The following is a 15,657-nucleotide window of genomic DNA, read 5'->3' as shown; positions in this document are numbered from 1 at the left end:
GTGGCGCGTGTCGCGGACGGGAGTCCGCTCAGATACCGCGTGCCAGAGCGGCGACCACGAACCGGGCGATGATGACGACGAGCATCACGATCGTCCAGCCGAAGTCGAGCGCGACCGGCCCCAGGCGGAGCGGCGGGAGCACCCGTCGCACCGCTCGGATGGGCGGATCCGTGATCGTGTAGACGAACTCGGACACCACGAGCATGCCCCCGCGCGGACGCCAGGAACGGTTGAAGCTCTGCACGAGGTCGAGCGCGAAACGCCCCCACATCACGAAGAAGTACAGGAGCAACGCGAGGGAGATGATCCCTAGGATCACGGACACGATGGGGCTCGCTCGTCTCGGGCGAGCGTCGTCAGACGACGCTCAGGGGCGGGTGTGCCGGGTACGGCTCAGGACTGGGCGAAGAAGTTCGCCTCGATGTCGGACTCTACCTCAGCAGGCTCACCGCTCACTGCGACGTGCGCCGGCGACAGGAGGAAGACCTTGTTCGTGACGCGCTCGATCTTGCCGAACAGACCGAGCGACAGGCCCGAGGCGAAGTCGATCATGCGTCGGGCGTCACCCTCGGTCATCTGCGAGAGGTTGATGATGACGGGGATGCCGTCGCGGAAGCTCTCGGCGATGGACTGGGCGTCCTTGTACTCGCGCGGGTGGACGGTGAGGATCTCGTTCATTTCCTGGACCGGGGTCGCCTTCTGTGCGGTCGTGTGCGAGCGGCGGAGCGGAGTGACCTGGGCGCCGCGCTGGTGGGTGTGCGTCTTGGTGGGAGCCGGTGCCGCTGCGGGAGCGGCCGCGGGGGCTGCTGCCGCGGCGGGGGTCTCCTGCTGTTCGGCGGGCGCCGGAGCAGCCGCTGCGGCCTGGCGGGCAGGGGCTGCCTGCTGGCGCGCGGGCTCGGGCTGCTGCTCGTCCTCGTAGTCGAGTTCCTCATCGGCGAGGCCGAGGTAGACCATCGTCTTCTTCAGCGGGTTGGCCATGGTTCCTCCGGGGTTCGTGCTCGTGGTGCCCTGCAACGAGGCTAGGGTGCGGGCGGCCGGTTTCCCGTGATTGCGGTGCCGATCCGCAGGTGTGTCGCGCCCTCGAGGATCGCCTCGGCGTAGTCCCCGCTCATGCCGGCCGAGATGTCGGTCGCAGCGGGCTCGAGCGCCACGACCCGTTCGGAGATCGAGCGGAGTCGGGCGAAGGCGGCTCGGGGCTCCTCGTCCAGGGGTGCGACCGCCATGACACCCCGCAGCCGGATCGTCCCGGTGGCCAGCACACGCGACACCATGGCGTCGACGTCGTCCGGCTGCACCCCGCCACGTCCGGGGTCGTCGGTGAGGTTCACCTGCACGAACCCGTCGATCACCGGCGGGTCCGGTTCGGCCTCGGTCGGGGCGAACGCGTCGACGACGGAGCCACGGTCGAGCGACTGCACGACGTGGGCGTACCGCCGGGCCTGCCGGGCCTTCTTCGACTGCAGCTGCCCGACGAAGTGCCAGGTCAGGCCGAGGTCCGCCAGTTCCGCGGCCTTCGCCTGCGCCTCCTGGTGGCGGTTCTCCCCCACGTCGGTCACGCCGAGCGCGGCGAGCTCACGGACGAGCGACGCTGGGTGGTACTTCGTCACGACGACGAGCGTCAGCTCGTCCGGTGACCGCCCTGCGGCGCGCGCCGCGTCGGCGATGCCGCCCCTGACGGACGCAACGCGCGCCTCCAGTCCGTCGTCGTGAGACGAGGCCTGGAGGCGCGTGTCGGCTACCAAGGGTGGGTTACTTCAGGAAGTCGGGGACGTCGAGCTCGTCGTCGTCGTCGAACGCCGGGTCGGCGGCGCGCTGCACCGGCGGCTGGTGCTCCTGCGAGGCCCAGGACGGGCTCGACGTGGTGGAGTCCTCGATCGCGCCGGTCGAGGCGGCGACGGGCGCCGCGGCGCTCGACTCCGGGTCGACGTAGCTCGAGCGACGTTCCTTCTGCTGCTGCGCCGGCTCGCCGCCGTCGAAGCCCGCGGCGATGACGGTCACGCGGACCTCGTCGCCCAGGGTGTCGTCGATGACCGCACCGAAGATGATGTTCGCCTCGGGGTGCACGGCTTCCTGCACCAGGCGCGCGGCGTCGTTGATCTCGAAGATGCCGAGGTTCGACCCACCCTGGATCGACAGCAGCACGCCGTGCGCACCGTCGATCGAGGCCTCGAGCAGCGGCGACGCGACGGCGAGTTCGGCCGCCTTGATCGCACGGTCGGCCCCGCGGGACGACCCGATGCCCATGAGCGCGGAACCCGCACCCTGCATGACGCTCTTGACGTCGGCGAAGTCGAGGTTGATCAGGCCCGGGGTGGTGATGAGGTCGGTGATGCCCTGCACACCGGCCAGGAGCACCTGGTCGGCCGTGGCGAAGGCCTCGACCATGGAGATGCCGCGGTCGCTGATCTCGAGCAGGCGGTCGTTCGGGACGACGATGAGCGTGTCGACCTCGTCCTTGAGGCCCGCGACGCCGTTCTCGGCCTGGGACTGGCGGCGCTTGCCCTCGAAGCTGAAGGGCTTCGTGACGACACCGATGGTCAGTGCGCCGATGGACTTCGCGATGCGTGCGACGACCGGTGCGCCACCGGTGCCGGTGCCGCCGCCCTCGCCCGCGGTGACGAACACCATGTCGGCGCCGGCCAGGGCCTCTTCGATCTCCTCGGCGTGGTCCTCGGCGGCGCGACGGCCGACCTCCGGGTCGGCGCCGGCACCGAGGCCGCGGGTGATCTCGCGGCCGACGTCGAGCTTGACGTCGGCGTCGCTGAGCAGCAGGGCCTGGGCGTCAGTGTTGATTGCGATGAACTCGACGCCACGGAGACCGAGCTCGATCATGCGGTTGACGGCGTTGACGCCGCCGCCGCCGACACCGACGACCTTGATGACGGCGAGGTAGTTGTGGTTCGTGGTCACGTCAGTCAGGCCTCCGGTCGAACCCTCAACCTCTACTTGAAGTTCAGGGGCAATGCTGGTAGATGTGGTGCTGGCTTCGACGCTACGGGTGCGTTCGGCGCACTGTCGCCCCGCCACGCCGCGTGTCGCCGATCAGGTCCGGCAATTCAGTCCTTGGCGCGGATGACGCCGTTGTCCGGTGCCGAGACGTCGTACTCGACGACGACGCCCGGGTTCCGGGCCGCGTGGTCCTTGACCAGCGCGGCGAGCAGTTCGGCCTTCGCGTCCGAGTCGTCCGGGCTCCCCCACACGACGGTCGAGCCGTCCTTGAGGGTCAGGGTGACGTCGTCGGCCGTCGACCCGGCGACACGTGTCACCTGGGACCGCACGGTCGACGGCAGCGCCAGCACGACCTCGGTCATCGTGCGGAAGCTCGCCGAACCGAGGCGCGCCCGGCCGATGTCGGCGAGCGGCATCGTGGCGGGACGCTTCGGCGACGACTGCACGACGATGCCCGCGGGGTCGACGAGGTCGAACGTGCTGCCGGACTGCACCGCGACCACCGGCGTGCGCTCGGTCACCGTGACGACGAGCGTGTGCGGCGGGGCCTCTTCGGTCACGTAGCTCTCGATGAGCGGGAAGCCGGCGACGTCCCGCTTGATCGCGTCGAAGTCGAGCCGGGCCAGGGGCGTGCCGATCTGGTCGGACAGCGCCTGGCGCAGCGCGGACTCGTCGACGCGGTTGGTGCCCTTGATCTCGATCGTGCGGAGCGCCATCAGCGGTGAGAACACCGCGACGAGGATCGAGACCCCGAGCACGAGGACGACGCTCGCCGCCGTGATCCACGCGGCGCGACGGTGCCGGCTGCGCCGGGTGAACCGGCGGACCTCGGCACGCTCGAGCAACCGGCGTCGACGCTTCGCGATGCGTGCCTCACGCGCGGTCTCGGCCGCGCGCACCCGCGCCCCGATGGGCGCCTCGGCGTGCTGGTCGGTCCGGGAGGCACCGGTCGCGTCGAGCACGTCGGTCACGGTCACGTCGTGGTCGGCTGCACCGCTCGTGGCGGCTCGGCGTTCCGCGTCGCGGCGGTCGGCCTCCGGGTCCCGGTGGTCCTCGTTCGGCGTGTACTCGCGCAGGCGGTCAGCCACGGTGGAGAGTCCGGCGCCGAACCGGCGTCCGGCCGCACCGGCGAAGGCGCCGACGCGGTCCCGCTGGGGACCGGAGGCGTCGGCGTCGGGCTGGTCCGCGGGGGTGGGGTCGACCGTTCCGTCGACCGGGGCTTCCGGGGCGGACGTGGGACGGGCCTCCCGGTCGTCGGCGACGCGTCCGCGGAACGGCAGCCGCTGCTTCGAGGGACCACGACGCTGCCGGGGCGCTTCCGCGGCCTCGGCCGGGGCGTCCCTGCGGGCGTCCCCCTCGTCGAACCCCTCGGGGCGCTTCACCGGGACGACGCTCCGTCGGCGCCCAGGGCCCCGAGCACCTGCGGGATGATCCGGTACACGTCGCCGCAGCTGAGCGTCATGATGATGTCGCCGTCACGGGCGACCGCGGCCGCGCGTGCCGCGGCCTCGTCCCAGTCGGGCAGGAACTCGACGCGCGACTGGTCGGCGAAGCGCTCCTGCACCAGGGCGCCGGTCACGCCGGGCTCCGGGTCCTCGCGGGCGCCGTAGACGTCGAGCACGACCGTGTGGTCGGCGAGTTCCTCGTACACCTCGGCGAAGTCGCCGGCCATCAGACGGGTGCGTGAGTACAGGTGCGGCTGGTGGATCGCGATGATGCGGCCGTCGCCGACGACGTTGCGGGCGGCCTTGAGCGCCGCGGCGACCTCGGTCGGGTGGTGGGCGTAGTCGTCGTAGACCGAGACCCCGCGCTCGACACCGTGCAGCTCGAAGCGGCGCTGGGTGCCGCCGAACGCCTCGAGCCCGCGGATCGCGTCGGCCGGGGCGACGCCGAGACCGGTGAGGACCGCGAAGGCGCCGACGGCGTTGATCGCGTTGTGCCGGCCGGGCACGCGGAGGGTCAGGTGGTACGCCTCACCATCGGCACGGAAGTCGACCTCGACGCCGGCCGACTCGGTGATGCCCTCGATGCGGACGTCCGCGTCGACCGCCTCGCCGAACGTGACGATCTCGGGCGCGTCCGGGCGCTGGCGGATGCCGGCCGTGACCGTCTTCGCACCGGCGTCGTCGCTCGAGATCACGACGCGCTCGCTCGCCTTCGCGGCGAACTCGACGAAGGCCTCGGTGAAGGCCTCCTCGCTGCCGTAGTGGTCCAGGTGGTCGGCGTCGACGTTGGTGACCAGGGCCACGGCGACGTCGTAGAGCAGGAACGAGCCGTCGGACTCGTCGGCCTCGACCACGAACAGGTCGCTCGACCCCGGGGCCGAACTCGTGCCGAGGGACTGGATGACGCCGCCGTTGACGAAGCTCGGGTCGAGGCCGAGCTCGACCATCGCGGTGACGATCATGCCGGTCGAGGTGGTCTTGCCGTGCGCACCGGCGACCGCGACCAGGCGGTGCTCGGCGATCAGGGCGGCGAGGGCCTGCGAGCGGTGGAGCACCGGCAGACCGCGGCGCTGCGCCTCGAGGAGCTCGGGGTTGTCGGGCCAGAGGGCGCTCGTGACGACGATGGTGTCGGCCTGGCCGACGTTCGCCGCGTCGTGACCGATCTGCACGGTCGCGCCGAGGTCGCGCATCGTGCCGGTCGTCTCCGTCTCGCGGGAGTCGCTGCCCGTCACGCGGTGCCCGGCGGCGAGGAACATCCGGGCGATCCCGCTCATGCCCGCGCCGCCGATGCCGACGAAGTGCACCGTGCCCAGGTCGTCCGGGATCGGCTGGGTCAGGTCCGGCTTGATGGTCATCGTTCCTCCGTGGTGCTGGGGGCCTGCTTCGCGGCGTCGAGGACCAGGTCGGTCATCCGGTCGGCGCCGTCGCGGTGGCCGACGCTGCCCGCCCGCACGGTCATGTCCGCGATGCGGGAGCGGTCCTGCAGGATGCTCAGCAGCTGGAACGTCACCCAGTCCTGGTCGAATTCCCCGTCGGCCACCAGGACGGCTCCCCCGGCGTCGACGACGTCCTTCGCGTTGTGACGCTGCTCACCGTTGCCCACCGGGTACGGCACGAGCACGCTCGGCAGCCCGACGGCGGTCAGCTCGCACACCATGCCGGCGCCGGAGCGCGACACGACGAAGTCACTCGCCGCGTACGCCAGGTCCATTCGATCGCAGTAGGGCAGCACGTGGTAGCCGTCCAGGTCGCTGGGGCCGATGTCCGACGCGGCACCCACGACGTGCAGGACCTGCCAGCCGGCACCCACGATGGCGGCGGCGGACTTGTTGATCGTCCGGTTGATGCTCCGCGCACCCGAGGAGCCGCCGGTCACGAGCAGCACGGGTTGGTCCGGGTCGAGCCCGAACTCGGCGAGCCCCTCGGCCCGGACAGCGCGGCGGTCGAGTGACTCGATCTCGCGACGGAGCGGCATGCCGACAACGCGGCCGTGGCGCAGGCGCGTGTTCGAGAAGGTCAGGCCGACGTGCTCGGTGAGGAACGCTGCGAGGCGGTTCGCCAGCCCGGGCTTGGCGTTCTGCTCGTGCACGACGATCGGGGTGCCGGTGCGGCGCGCGGCGATGTACGCCGGAGCGGCCGCGTAGCCACCGACGCCGAGGACCACCTCGATCTCGTGGTCGCGGATGATCTGCTCGGTCCGCTTGACCGCCGCCGCGAAGCGCTGCGGGAAGCGCAGGGCCGCGCCGTTGAGCTTCCGGGGGAACGGCAGGCGCGGGATCGTCAGCAGCTCGTAGCCGCGCATCGGGACGAGGCGGGACTCCAGCCCCTCGGCGGTGCCCAGCACGAGCACCTCGGCGCCCGGCTCCCGCTCGGTCAACCGGTCGGCGACCGCGAGCAGGGGGTTGACGTGGCCGGCGGTGCCGCCGCCGGCGAAGAGGTACTTGCTCACCGCAGTGATCCGTTCGTGGAGGTCCGGCCGAGTGGGGCGTTCGTCAGGCCGGGGTCGTTCTTGCCGGGCAGGTCACGCGCGAAGGAGAGCACGACGCCGATCGCCACCAGGGTCATGATGAGGGCAGAACCACCGGCCGAGATGAGCGGCAGGGGCACACCGAGCACGGGCAGCAGGCCGAGCACGACGGCGATGTTGATGAGCGCCTGGCCGATGATCCACGCGAGGATGCCACCGGTGACCGTCTTCACGAAGGGGTCGCGGGACTGCCGGATGATCTTGATCATGCCGACGGCGAGCACCACGAACAGGCTGAGCACCACGACGGCGCCGATCAGGCCGAGCTCCTCGCCGATGATCGCGAAGATGTAGTCGTTGTCCGCCTCGGGCAGCCACGACCACTTCGCCTTCGAGTTGCCGAGGCCGACGCCGAACACGCCGCCGGACGCGAGCGCCCACATGCCGTGCACGGGCTGCCAGCAGATGTCCTGGTACTGGCTGGTGTCGGTGCACCCGGACAGCCAGGCGCTGATGCGGGTCGAGCGCGAGGCCGAGGCCATCGTCACGAAGGGCAGCATCACGGCGAACGCACCGAGGCCGACGAGCAGGTGCCGAGCGCGGACGCCGCCGATGTACAGCGCGCCGAACACCAGGATGAGCATGACCATCGCGGTGCCCTGGTCACCACCGAGGACGACGAGCCCGAGCGAGAGCATCGAGGCGATCCCGATCGGGATGAACACCTCTTTCCAGTCGTCGAGCTTGTCCCGCTTGACGTAGATGATGGCGCCGATGCCGAGCACCAGCCCGAGCTTCACGACCTCGGACGGCTGCGCGGTGAACGACCCGAGTTCGATCCAGTTCCGGTTGCCCTGGATGTCGATGCCGAGCGGGGTGAACACGAGCAGCTGCAGCACGAGCGCAGCACCGAGCAGCCGCATCGCCCACTTCCGCCAGATCCGGGTCGGGACCCGGCTGGCGATGAGCATGAGCGGCACACCGAGCACGGCGTACAGGCCCTGGCGGGACGCCGCCCCGAAGAAGTCGTGGGTCGCCGCGTACTCCTCGACGCTCGACGAGGACAGCACCATCACGACGCCGAAGACGACGAGGAACAGCGTGACGCCGAGGATCGTGTAGAAGGTGCTGGACTCCGCGACGAAGACGTTCTTGACGGCGACGATCGCGCCGTTCGTCCGTCGTGGGGTCGACGCGGTCCGGCCGTTACGGCTGTTCGGAAGATCCGTCGGTGTCGTCGCCATCGACTTCTCCTCCCAGGTGCTCGTTGACCGCGGCCGCGAAACGCTGCCCCCGGTCGGCGTAGGAGCCGAACTGGTCGAACGACGCCGCCGCCGGGGCGAGGAGGACGGTGTCGCCCGGCCTCGCGACCGATGCGGCATGCCGGACCGCCTCGCGCATGACCTGATCAGTGTCCGTCGTCTCCACCTGGAGCACCGGGACCGTGGACGCGTGTCGCGCGAATGCCTCGAGGACGGGTGTCCGGTCGGTGCCGATCACCACGACGGCGCGGACGCCGGGGCCGAAGCGCTCGACCAGACCGTCGACGTCGACGCCCTTGAACAGGCCGCCGACGATCCACACGACGGTGTCGAACGACGCGAGCGACGCGGTGGCGGCATGCGGGTTCGTGGCCTTGGAGTCGTCGACCCACGTGATGCCGTCCGCCCGGGCCACGAGCTCGGTGCGGTGGTGGTCGGCGCGGAACGCCCGGACGGCTGACCGGATGGCGCTCGGCTGGACGGTGCCGGCACGGGCCAGCGCGGCGGCGGCCAGGACGTTCATGGTCATGTGCGGGCTGGCGAGCCCGGCGGCCTCGAGGTCGGCGAGCGTCGACAGCTCGAGCGCGCTGTTGCGGCGGTCGTCGTTGAACGCCCGGTCGCACAGGACGTCCTCGACGATGCCGACGTCACCGGGAGCGGGGACGCCGGGGGTGAAGCCGACCGCGCGGCAGCCCTCCACCACGTCGGCCTCCTGCACCATCCGCCGGGTGGCCTCGTCCGAGGTGTTGTAGACGCACGCCATCACGGTTCGCTCGTAGACCTTGGCCTTCGCCGCGCGGTACGCCTCGGCCGAGCCGTGCCACTCCAGGTGGTCGTCGGCGATGTTCAGGCAGGCGCTCGCGAGCGGCACCACGGCACCGTCGCCGGACGTCGCCGCGTAGTGCAGCTGGTGGCTCGAGAGCTCGACGACGAGCACGTCGTAGCCGACCGGGTCGCGGACGACGTCGAGCACCGGCACGCCGATGTTCCCGCACGCGACGGCACGCAGGCCGCCGGCCTCGTACATCGCGGTCGTGAGCTGTGTCGTCGTGGTCTTGCCGTTCGTGCCCGTGATCGTGATCCAGGGGGCCGCGACCGGGCCGCGGACGACCTTGTCGCGCACGCGCCAGGCGAGCTCGATGTCGCCCCAGACGGTGCTGTTCGTCGCCGACCACCGCACGGTGGCGTTGTGCGGGGGCAGCCCCGGCGACACGATGACGACGTCGGGTGCCTGCTGGACGAGTGCGTCCGGGACGGTGTCGAGCGGTGTCTGCAGGAACCGGGCACCGATCACGTCGAGCAGCTCGACGCTGTCGGCGGGGGCGTCGGTCGAGTAGACCGTCACCTCGCTGCCGAGCTCCACGAGGGTGTCGGCGACCGAGAACCCGGTGACACCGAGGCCGAGGACGGCGACGTTGAGCCCCTTCCACCCCCCGGAGTACCAGCTGTCGAGGGAGTTCAGGCGGGACGGCGAGGACACCGGGTCAACCAACGCGTGCGATCCATTCGAGGTAGAAGAGTCCGACCCCCGCCGCGACGAAGAGCCCGGCGATGATCCAGAAGCGGACGACGACGGTCACCTCGGCCCACCCCTTCAGTTCGAAGTGGTGGTGCAGCGGACTCATCAGGAAGATGCGCTTGCCGTGGGTGATCTTGAAGTAAGCACGCTGCAGGATGACGGAGCCGGTGACGATGAAGAACAGGCCACCGATGAGGATGAGCAGCAGCTCGGTGCGGCTGAGGATCGCGAGGCCGGCCAGGGCACCGCCGAGGCCGAGCGAACCGGTGTCGCCGAGGAAGATCTGCGCGGGCGAGGTGTTGTACCAGAGGAACCCGATGAGCCCACCGCAGACCGCGGCCGCGACCACGGCGAGGTCGAGCGGGTTCGACACGGTGTAGCAGGCGTGTGCGGTGCTCGAGTCGAGCCGGGCTCCGCCGCAGATCTGGTTCGACTGCCAGAACCCGATGATGACGTACGAGCCGATCGCCAGGATGCTCGACCCCGTGGCCAGGCCGTCGAGCCCGTCGGCCACGTTCACACCGTTCGACGTGGACACCGTCAGCAGGACGATCCAGGCGAGGAACAGCACGGTGCCGATGACCGTGCCGAGCGCCATGAAGTCGAGCCACGGCACGTCGCGGATCGCCGAGATCATCGTCGATGCCGGCGGCTTGCCGTTCGACGTCGGCACGACCAGGGCGATCGTGGCGAAGATGACGCCGACGATGACCTGACCGAGGACCTTGGCCCAGCCGCCGAGCCCGAGGCTCCGCTGACGCCGCACCTTGAGGAAGTCGTCGATGAAGCCGACGAACCCGAGTCCGACCATCAGGAACAGCACGAGCAGCCCGGACAGCGTGATCGAGTCACGCCCGACCAGGTGGCCGACGAAGTACCCGATCACCGCACCGATGATCAGGACGATGCCGCCCATGGTGGCGGTCCCGCGCTTGGTGTGGTGGGACTGCGGACCGTCGTCGCGGATGAACTGCCCCCACCCGAGACGGTGGAAGAGCTTGATGAAGAACGGGGTGAGCAGCAACGTGAACACCAGCGACGTGGCGCCGGCGACGAGGAGCGCGATCATTCGGTGACACCTCCGAGGCGGTCGCCGAGGAATCGCAGTTCGGCAGACTTCGAGGACTTGACGAGGACGACGTCGCCGGGGCGGAGCATCTCCTGCATGGCACGGACGGCGTCGTCGACGTCCTCGATGTACACGGACTCGCCGTCCCACGATCCCTCGAGGGTGGCGGCCTGGTGGATGGGCATCGCGCCGCGGCCGACGACCACGAGCTGTCCGATGCCGAGGCGGACGACGAGCCGACCGATGCGGTCGTGCTCCTCGACGGAGAACTCACCGAGCTCGGCCATCTCACCGAGCACCGCGACGGTCCGCTCCCCCGGGCGCACGATCTGCGCCAGGGTCCGCAGCGCCGCCGCGGTGGAGTCGGGCGACGCGTTGTACGCGTCGTTGATGACGGTGACGCCCTCGGGGCCGCCCTGGAGCAGCTCCATGCGCCAGCGCTCGGCGCGCGTCATCGACGCGAGCGCCGCGGCGCCGTCGGCGAGCGGGACGCCCCACAAGTGGGCCACCGTGAGCGCGGCGGACGCGTTCATGGCGTGGTGCTCACCCAGGATCGCGAGGCGGACGTCGACGTGATCCGGGCCTCCAGACAGGGTCGCGTCCGTCGGACGCTCGCCTTCGGTGCGGACGGGAGGCGCGGTGAGGGTGAAGCGGGTGCCGCTGCGGTCCGTCTCGATGCCGGTGATGCGGTAGTCGGCGTCCGCCGACGTGCCGAAGCCGACCACGTGGGCGGCCGTCAGGTCGCGCATCGACGCGACCCGGTCGTCGTCGACGTTGAGGAGGGCGGTCGCGGAGGCGGGGAGGTCGGTGACCATCTCGGACTTCGCGCGCTGCGTCGCCTCGATGCCGCCGAACTCGCCGGCGTGCGCGAGGCCCACCTTGAGGACGACGCCGACGTCGGGCTCGGCGATCGAGACGAGCTTGGCGATGTGGCCAACGCCGCTCGCGCCCATCTCGACCACCAGGTACCGGGTGTCGTACGTCACGCGGAGCATCGAGATCGGTGCGCCGACGTGGTTGTTGAACGAGCCCTCGGGCGCGACGGTCGCGCCGTGCTGCTCGAGGATCGTGCGGAGCATGTTCTTCGTGCTCGTCTTGCCGTTCGAGCCGGTGATGCCGACGACCCGCAGGGGTGCCGGGCGCCCGTCGGCGTCGACGCGGTCCGCGGTGCTCATCCGGACGCGCGTGACCACCTCGTGCGCGAGCGCGGCGAGGGCCTCGTACCCGTCGGTGACGACGATCTGCGGCGCGGTGGTGTCCACACGCTCGGGCGTGATGACCAGGGCAGCCCCGGCGTCGACGGCCGCGGGCACGAAGCGTCGGCCGTCGGTGACCTCGCCGGGCAGGGCGAAGAAGACGCTGCTGGGGCGGACCAGGCGCGAGTCGGTCTCGACCGAGCCGTCGACGACCAGGTCGCCGGGCTCGGAGACGTCGGTGGCCTGGGCGCCGCCGATCAGCTCGCCGCCGATCGCGGCGGCGATCTCGGCGAGGGTCATGGCGATCATCGGACGTCCTCCGCCGGACCGGAGTTCGGCTCCCAGCCGGCCTCGCGCAGGGCCGCACGGGCCTCGTCGCGGGCGGAGTACGGGGTGCGGACGCCCTGGATGTCGCGGTAGTCCTGGTGCCCCGGACCGGCCCAGAGGATCGAGTCCCCCTCGCCGACCAGGCCCACGGCCGTGCGGATCGCGGCCTCGGGCGGGCTGACCTCGTGGATCTCGTGGTCGGGGTGGGCGGCACGTGCGGCGTCGACCAGGGTCTTCCGGATCGACGCGGCGTCCTCGAAGCGCGGGTGGTGGTCGGTGACGACGAGGATGTCGCTGCCCGCCGCGGCCACACGGGCCATGTCGCCGCGCTTCGTGGTGTCCCGGTCGCCGTCGGCGCCGAACAGCATGAGGACCTTGCCGGAGGTGAACTGCCGGACCGCCGCGAGGGTGTTCTCGAAGGCGTCGGCGCTGTGGCCGAAGTCGACGTAGACGCTCGGGCCCTGCTCGCCGGAGACCCGCTCGGTGCGGCCGGGCAGGTAGCACTCGATGGCGGAGACGCGGTGCGTCTCGCCGTCGCGCTCGCTCGCGTCGTCCTCGTCGGGGTAGCGGCGGTGGTTGCTCTCCAGCGCGTGCGCGATGGCACCGAGCTCGAACCCGCCCTCGACGAGCATGACGATCGCGAGTGCCGCGTTCGCCGCCATGTGCCAGCCGATCAGCGGCACACGGGTGGTCAGCTCGCGGCCCTCGGGGCCGGTCAGGCGGAACTCGGTGTACGCGGCGTGCGCCTCGACGATGTCGACGTGCCACTCGGCCTCGACGTCGGGGTGCACCGTGATCGTGGTGACCGGGATGCGGGAGTCCTGCACCACGCGGTGGCCCCAGTCGGTGTCCAGCGAGACGACGCCACGACGGGCGTGCTCGGGCTGGAACAGCGGGAGCTTCGCCTGGTAGTACTCCTCCATGTCGGCGTAGTCGTCGAGGTGGTCGTGCGACAGGTTCGTGAAGGCTGCGACGTCGAAGACGATGCCGTCGACGCGGTGCCGGCTGAGGGCCTGGGCGCTGACCTCGACGGCGACCGCGCGGACCTCGCTCTCGCGCATGCGAGCGAGGAGCGCGTGCATCTCGCTGGCCTCGGGCGTGGTCAGGCGGCTCGTCACGCTGAGCGAACCGATGTGGCGCTCCGCGGTCGAGCTCAGGCCGGTGACCAGACCGAGCTGCTTGAGGATGCCCTCGAGGATGTACGACGTGCTCGTCTTGCCGTTCGTGCCGGTGACGGCGAACAGCTGCGGCAGGTCGGTGGCCTCGTCGGGGTGGGTGCGGTAGACCCACGCCGCGACGTCGCCGAGGGCGGCGCGGGGGTCGTCGACCACGAGCACCGGCAGCCCGGACGGCTCGACCAGTGCGACGCCGTCCTGGTCGGTCAGGACGGCGACGGCGCCGCGCTCGGCGGCCTCCGTCGCGAACTGTGCGCCGTGCCGGTTCGCACCGTGCACGCCGACGAACAGGTCACCCGGCTGCACCTCGGTGGCGCTCAGGGTGACCCCGGCGGTCTCGATGCTGTCGACCGAGCCGACGACTCGCAGACCGAACGCGTTGGCGAGTTCGGAGACGGCCCTCGGGGTCGGGTGTTCGGGTCGGAGGACCGGGGGGATCCGTGCGGACAAGTGTTCCTTCTTCCTCACCACGTGGACGGGTAGAGCTTCGCCTCGGACGCGGAGGGGGCTACTCGGTACTTCTCGAGCACCTGGGACATGAGTGTGCGGAACGCCGGAGCCGCTCCGCTGGACCACTTGTTGGTCTGCGGCTTCGTGAACGTCACCGTGACAACATACTGGGGGTCTTCGGCGGGTGCCATTCCGGCCACCGACGTGATGCGCTGACCGCCGTATCCCTGCGACCCCTCGGCCACCTCGGCGGTCCCCGTCTTCGCGGCGATGTTGTAGCCGGAGATCGGCTTCATGCCCACCAGCGTGCCACCCGTGACGACGCTCTGCAGCATGCCGGTGACCTGCGTGGCGGCGGCTGCGGAGACGACCCGCTGCTTCTGCACGTCGGGCGCGTCGATCGTCTTGCCGTCCGCCGTGGTGCAGCCCTTGACGAAGTGCAGCGGGATCCGGACACCGTCGTTCGCGATCGTCTGGAAGACGCTCGCGACCTGCACCGCTGTCGTCGAGATGCCCTGACCGAACATCGAGTTGATGTTCGTCTGCTGGTCCCAGTTCGGGCTGGTGCCGTAGTCCATCGAGGGCTGGCCCGGGTAGTCGATGGCCGTCTCCGGCTCGAACAGCCCGAACTTCTTCATGTAGTCGAAGCGCTGCTGGGATGTCAGCCGCGCGCCGAGCTCGGTGATGCCGACGTTCGACGAGTTCTGCAGGATGCCGGTGAGCGTGAGGTTCTCGGTGGCGTGGAACTCGGAGTCGTGGATCGTGCCGCCCCAGGGGAACGTGCGCGAGTACGGCACGACGGCCTGGTCGGTGGGGCTCGACTTGCCCTGGTCGAGCAGCGCGGCGGCGATGGCGGCCTTGATCGTGGAGCCCGGCTCGTACGACGCCGTCAGGGCACGGGAACCGAAGGCGCCCTTGTCGGTCGTGGCGTCGACGTCGTTCGGGTCGACCGTCGGGTAGTCGGCGACCGCCAGCAGCTCACCCGTCTTGACGCTCGTGACCGTCGCCGTCGCGGACTCCGCCTGCAGGGTCTTGGAGGCGGACGCGATGGTCTGCTGCGCCATGTACTGCAGGTCGCTGTCGATGGTCGTCTCGAGCGTGCCGCCGTCCTTGGCCTTCTTCGTCGTCACGGTGCTGCCCGGGAGCTGCACGCCGTCCTCGCCGCGCTCGTAGGTCTCCGAGCCGTTGGTGCCCGCCAGGCACTGGTTGTAGGAGTACTCCAGGCCGGCCTGGGCGCCGTCGGTGCCCATGAAGCCGGTCAGGTTGCCCGTCGTCGCACCCGTCGGGTACACCCGCGCCGCCTGTGGCTCCGGGTACAGCCAGGGGATGCCGAGTGCACGCACGGCCTCGTAGTGCTGCACGTCGAGGCCCTTGACCAGGTACGCGAAGTCGGACTTCGGGTTCGCGGCGATGTTCTTCCGCATGGTCGCGACGTCACCGCCGGACGCCTTCGCCAGCGCACTCAGGGCGGTGCCGACACTGACGTCCTTGATGCGGGTGCCGCCGAGCTTGCCCTTGAAGCCCTTCACCAGGCGCGGGGAGGTCGTGATGTTGTAGCGCGTGACGCTGTCGGCGAGTTCGGTGCCGTTGCGGTCCACGATCGACCCGCGGGTGCCGTAGATGGTCACGGGAATGCTGCGCTTCTGGGCCGACGCCTTGTTCAGCTCCGACGCCTGGACGACCTGGATGTCGACGAGCCGCACCACGAACACCCCGACGAGGGCGATCACGGCGAGCATCACGATGCTGTAGCGCAGGCGTCGGTTGCGGATCGTCTTCGTCACGCGGTGCGGTCCTT

13 protein-coding genes are annotated in these 15,657 nt (G+C 70.6%); all 13 read right to left on the bottom strand.

Annotated features, from left to right (window positions below; translation table 11 throughout):
• Positions 1-28: 28 nt before the first annotated feature.
• The gene (locus DEJ35_RS13715; RefSeq protein WP_017886631.1) at positions 29-325 is read right to left on the bottom strand and encodes a YggT family protein; all 297 of its coding nucleotides are present in this window, start codon (positions 323-325) and stop codon (positions 29-31) included.
• 68 nt (positions 326-393) lie between these two features.
• Entirely contained in the window at positions 394-978 is a 585-nt protein-coding gene (locus DEJ35_RS13710; protein ID WP_110860160.1) for a cell division protein SepF, read from the bottom strand.
• Between the two features lie 41 nt (positions 979-1,019).
• Positions 1,020-1,742: a YggS family pyridoxal phosphate-dependent enzyme gene (locus tag DEJ35_RS13705; protein WP_111091088.1), complete on the bottom strand. Its 723-nt coding sequence runs from the start codon at positions 1,740-1,742 to the stop codon at positions 1,020-1,022.
• Positions 1,743-1,749: 7 nt separating this feature from the next.
• Positions 1,750-2,910 carry a cell division protein FtsZ gene (gene ftsZ / locus DEJ35_RS13700; RefSeq protein WP_027465251.1) on the bottom strand — a complete coding sequence of 387 codons (1,161 nt, stop codon included), beginning with the start codon at positions 2,908-2,910 and terminating at the stop codon, positions 1,750-1,752.
• A gap of 146 nt (positions 2,911-3,056) precedes the next feature.
• On the bottom strand, positions 3,057-4,331 hold the full coding sequence (locus DEJ35_RS13695; protein ID WP_111091087.1) for an FtsQ-type POTRA domain-containing protein: 1,275 nt from the start codon (positions 4,329-4,331) through the stop codon (positions 3,057-3,059).
• Positions 4,328-5,749 (bottom strand): UDP-N-acetylmuramate--L-alanine ligase, encoded by a 1,422-nt coding sequence (murC, locus tag DEJ35_RS13690; RefSeq protein WP_111091086.1) that lies wholly within the window; start codon positions 5,747-5,749, stop codon positions 4,328-4,330. Before murC ends, DEJ35_RS13695 begins: the two co-directional genes overlap by 4 nt.
• Positions 5,746-6,843: an undecaprenyldiphospho-muramoylpentapeptide beta-N-acetylglucosaminyltransferase gene (gene murG, locus DEJ35_RS13685; RefSeq protein WP_111123949.1), complete on the bottom strand. Its 1,098-nt coding sequence runs from the start codon at positions 6,841-6,843 to the stop codon at positions 5,746-5,748. The genes murC and murG overlap by 4 nt, the downstream gene beginning before the upstream one ends.
• Complete coding sequence (gene ftsW, locus DEJ35_RS13680; RefSeq protein WP_027465248.1) at positions 6,840-8,105, bottom strand: putative lipid II flippase FtsW; 1,266 nt, start codon at positions 8,103-8,105, stop codon at positions 6,840-6,842. The genes murG and ftsW overlap by 4 nt, the downstream gene beginning before the upstream one ends.
• On the bottom strand, positions 8,068-9,603 hold the full coding sequence (gene murD / locus DEJ35_RS13675; RefSeq protein ID WP_111192950.1) for a UDP-N-acetylmuramoyl-L-alanine--D-glutamate ligase: 1,536 nt from the start codon (positions 9,601-9,603) through the stop codon (positions 8,068-8,070). The genes ftsW and murD overlap by 38 nt, the downstream gene beginning before the upstream one ends.
• A gap of 4 nt (positions 9,604-9,607) precedes the next feature.
• Positions 9,608-10,711 (bottom strand): phospho-N-acetylmuramoyl-pentapeptide-transferase, encoded by a 1,104-nt coding sequence (mraY, locus tag DEJ35_RS13670; protein ID WP_110860147.1) that lies wholly within the window; start codon positions 10,709-10,711, stop codon positions 9,608-9,610.
• The gene (gene murF, locus DEJ35_RS13665) at positions 10,708-12,216 is read right to left on the bottom strand and encodes a UDP-N-acetylmuramoyl-tripeptide--D-alanyl-D-alanine ligase (protein ID WP_111192949.1); all 1,509 of its coding nucleotides are present in this window, start codon (positions 12,214-12,216) and stop codon (positions 10,708-10,710) included. The genes mraY and murF overlap by 4 nt, the downstream gene beginning before the upstream one ends.
• Positions 12,213-13,859: a Mur ligase family protein gene (locus tag DEJ35_RS13660; RefSeq protein WP_111192948.1), complete on the bottom strand. Its 1,647-nt coding sequence runs from the start codon at positions 13,857-13,859 to the stop codon at positions 12,213-12,215. The genes murF and DEJ35_RS13660 overlap by 4 nt, the downstream gene beginning before the upstream one ends.
• A 14-nt stretch (positions 13,860-13,873) precedes the next feature.
• Positions 13,874-15,643 carry a penicillin-binding protein 2 gene (locus DEJ35_RS13655; RefSeq protein WP_110860141.1) on the bottom strand — a complete coding sequence of 590 codons (1,770 nt, stop codon included), beginning with the start codon at positions 15,641-15,643 and terminating at the stop codon, positions 13,874-13,876.
• Positions 15,644-15,657 lie beyond the last annotated feature (14 nt).

This window comes from Curtobacterium sp. MCPF17_051 (assembly GCF_003234595.1).
Classification (GTDB): Bacteria; Actinomycetota; Actinomycetes; order Actinomycetales; family Microbacteriaceae; genus Curtobacterium; species Curtobacterium flaccumfaciens.
This window is presented reverse-complemented; position numbering and strand designations above follow the sequence as displayed.